This window comes from Verrucomicrobiia bacterium, from assembly GCA_035460805.1.
Lineage (GTDB): Bacteria > Patescibacteriota > UBA1384 > CAILIB01 > CAILIB01 > DATHWI01.
Window position 1 is genome coordinate 1 of the sequence record DATHWI010000101.1, and the last position, 3030, is coordinate 3030.

The window sequence follows — 3030 nt, forward strand, 5'->3', positions numbered from 1 at the left end:
ATATTTCCGCAAAACTTGGTGTTTCGCGGGGAGCACTTTCTTACTGGCTAGCCAATATTCCTTACACACCCAATGCGTATACTGCGGCTAAAATTAAAAATTCTCTTATTGAATCTAAGAAGTTTTATGAGTGGAGTAGGCTTAAAAAAGAAAATGAGGCACATTTAAAGGCCGAACGGATAATAAAAAATATTTCAAGCCGAGACCTCCTCCTCTGCGGAATAGGCCTCTATTTCGGAGAAGGAACCAAAACCCAGAATGGTGTGTCGATTACAAATAGCGATCCAGCCATAATTCGCCTCGCAGTAAAATGGCTCACCGTGTGTTTTCATGTTCCTCCGCAAAATTTCCAAGTTCACATGCATCTATATCCCGACTGCAATGAACAAGCATGCAAAGAATATTGGCAGAAAGTATGCGGAACCTCAGACGTCTCTTTTATTAAGCCCCACTACGACTTGAGAAAAAAGATTAGAAATGGTACAAACTACAGAGTACTTAAGTACGGTACAGTTAACTTGCGCGTAAGAACTTTGGGCAATCCTGAATTTGGCGCTCAGTTACATCGGCTCATTTTAGCTATAATACAAAGAGTGAGCACTTCGGCGGGTATCGTATAATGTTATTACCTTTGCCTTCCAAGCAAATGACGCGAGTTAGATTCTCGCTACCCGCTCCAAAAAAGCTTCCGCACATCCCTTTTAAAGCACACCTCGCTGACTGCGAGTAAGGGTTGATGGTTTTAAGAGGGATGTGCGTTAAGCTATATCAGGTATGGAAATATGGTGGCTGTGGCGCAGCGGTAGCGCATCCGGTTGTGGTCCGGATGGTCGTGGGTTCGAATCCCATCAGCCACCCCAAGAGAAAAAGGCTAACCGTCAGGTTGGTCTTTTTCTTTTGAAATGGTTTGGGAGAGAACCCAGGTTCGACCACACTCTACCGAGGTTATATTAAAGAGTGTGGTTAGTGAGCGAAGCGAACGTCATCCCATCAGCCACCCCAAAGAAAAGACACCCTTCTGAGGGTGTCTTTTCGTGTTCCCCAACCCTCATTATGATTGACAAACCAGGTTGGGGATGATATGGTTCGGGCAGCAAAAACAAAGGAGATACCGTTTGAAATTTTTCGTTACGTTGGGGTTTCATCCCACAGTAAGTCTCGGGGACACTCAACCCCTTCAGGAGTACGCCGCTTGGCTGAACGATTCCTTTAAGAGGTTGAGGACACGCGAAGAGGTTACCCTCTACGCCAACACCCCACCCTCCACTAGGTCAGATGACCCTTTGCAGGTCACGCTTTGCAACCGGACAGGCTTCGATGGCATCGTGCAAGAGGTCTCGCTCCTTCGAGAGACCATTTGCTCGCCCTCACAAGAGCACGGCCTTCCCCCTCTCAGGCTGGCGAGCCTCTCAGTCAAAGCCGAAGGGGGGCTAGACCTGACCGCGCTGGTCAAGTCGCTAGAAGCTAAGTTCAACCTAACCGTTCAGGGGGTTGAACCGGTCGCCTGCCCGGTGTAGGCAACCCAAGGACGGTCAAACGATCGTCCTTTTTTCATACCCCAACAGGTTGACACACCCTGCCTTTCCCGCTATTGTTCGTGCACCACGCCTACAAGGAGGCCGGACCTTTATGATTACTGTGACACTAGGCTTCCGCTACAACGGAGCCACTTTCGACAACACTGAGCTGACCCAGCTCACGCACACGACCAACTTCCGCCTTCGTCAGCACGGCTCCAAACAGGGTGCCAGCATCCCTCCTCTCGGTGTCAGCGACAACGACTACGAGGTGAACCTCACCCCTCAGACTGTCGCCGACTTGGAAGAGATGGTAGATATCGTGCAGGATGCCCGCGACCCGGCAATGGCGCTGGCAGAAATCTCTCTTCAGGCGGAGTATAACGATCCCTACCACGCCATAGCTGACTACCTTAATCGGCGGTTTGGCAAAGTGGTGGATCTCAACCTTTCAGCCGAGCCAGTAGGCTCTACGCCCAAGGGCGGCTAAGGCAAATCAATAAGAGCAGTCGATCCGACTGCTCTTTTCTGTTATAAATCACCTAGATAGCGACTTGCGCTCGTATCTCTTCGAGATACTGTGTACTCGCTCGGATTCCCTATCCCAAGCTGCGCTTGGTCTAGGCAATCCTCACTTGCGCTCGTAGCTCAGTGGATAGAGCATCTGTCTTCGGAACAGAGGGTCGGGGGTTCGATCCCCTCCGGGCGCACCAAACTTAAGTTCAATCCTATGCGTATCGGCATTGTCGGCAGCATGCAATACACGGAAAAGATGATCGCCCTGCGCGACCAGCTCATTGCAATTGGCCATGATGCGTATGTCACCAACCTCGCAAGCCCCTTCATCGGCAAAAGTGACATAGAGAAAGAAGAGATTAAGCTAAGGCAGAAGTACACGGAAGATGCGATTCGAGAGTTCTGGTACCTGATGCAGGAAGGTGATGCCATTCTGGTTGCTAACTTCGATAAGCACGGCATACCCAACTACATTGGTGGCAATACATTTCTCGAGATGGGTTTTGCCCATGTACTCAAGCAAAAGATCTTCCTCCTCAATCCAATTCCAAAAATGCCATACTACGAAACGGAAATTATCGCGATGGCACCAATAGTAATTGAAGGAGACCTAGGTAAGATTAGGTAAGACATCCTCACTCGTCTCTGTATCTCTTCGAGATACTGTATCCTCGCTCAGATTCCCTATCCCAAGCTACGCTTGGTCTAGGCAATCCTCACTCGTCTCTGTAGCTCAGTTGGATAGAGCGGAAGCCTTCTAAGCTTCAGGTCGCTGGTTCGATTCCAGCCGGAGACACCAAGAAAAACAGATTCCATCCGGAATCTTTTTTTGTTGCCCACCTCAGACCATTTTGCTACACTACCATCATGCAAAAAGCTTCTTGCTTCGTCACACGTCACCTCATTCTCTTCCCTACCGGGGAGTGATGATTTGCGTGTCATAGCAAGTTGTCGCAGGAGCCCCGGTGTATCACCGGGGTTTTTGTTTTGCCGCACA

The 3030-nt window shown here is 49.5% G+C and carries 4 protein-coding genes and 4 tRNA genes; all 8 read left to right on the forward strand.

Annotation, left to right across the window (positions count from 1 at the left end; all coding sequences use genetic code 11):
• A partial coding sequence (locus VLA04_03805) for a hypothetical protein (protein HSI20797.1) occupies nucleotides 1-620 on the forward strand: 620 nt, incomplete at its 5' end.
• A tRNA-Gly gene (locus VLA04_03810) sits at nucleotides 606-679 on the forward strand. The genes VLA04_03805 and VLA04_03810, both read left to right, overlap by 15 nt.
• Nucleotides 680-785: 106 nt before the next feature.
• Nucleotides 786-860: transfer RNA gene (locus VLA04_03815), tRNA-His, on the forward strand.
• 255 nt (nucleotides 861-1115) lie between these two features.
• Complete coding sequence (locus tag VLA04_03820; protein ID HSI20798.1) at nucleotides 1116-1517, forward strand: hypothetical protein; 402 nt, start codon at nucleotides 1116-1118, stop codon at nucleotides 1515-1517.
• A gap of 112 nt (nucleotides 1518-1629) precedes the next feature.
• Nucleotides 1630-2007 carry a hypothetical protein gene (locus VLA04_03825; GenBank protein HSI20799.1) on the forward strand — a complete coding sequence of 126 codons (378 nt, stop codon included), beginning with the start codon at nucleotides 1630-1632 and terminating at the stop codon, nucleotides 2005-2007.
• 147 nt (nucleotides 2008-2154) lie between these two features.
• A tRNA-Arg gene (locus VLA04_03830) sits at nucleotides 2155-2230 on the forward strand.
• Nucleotides 2231-2247: 17 nt separating this feature from the next.
• Nucleotides 2248-2661 carry a hypothetical protein gene (locus VLA04_03835; GenBank protein HSI20800.1) on the forward strand — a complete coding sequence of 138 codons (414 nt, stop codon included), beginning with the start codon at nucleotides 2248-2250 and terminating at the stop codon, nucleotides 2659-2661.
• A gap of 94 nt (nucleotides 2662-2755) precedes the next feature.
• Nucleotides 2756-2832, forward strand: a tRNA-Arg gene (locus VLA04_03840).
• Nucleotides 2833-3030: the final 198 nt, after the last annotated feature.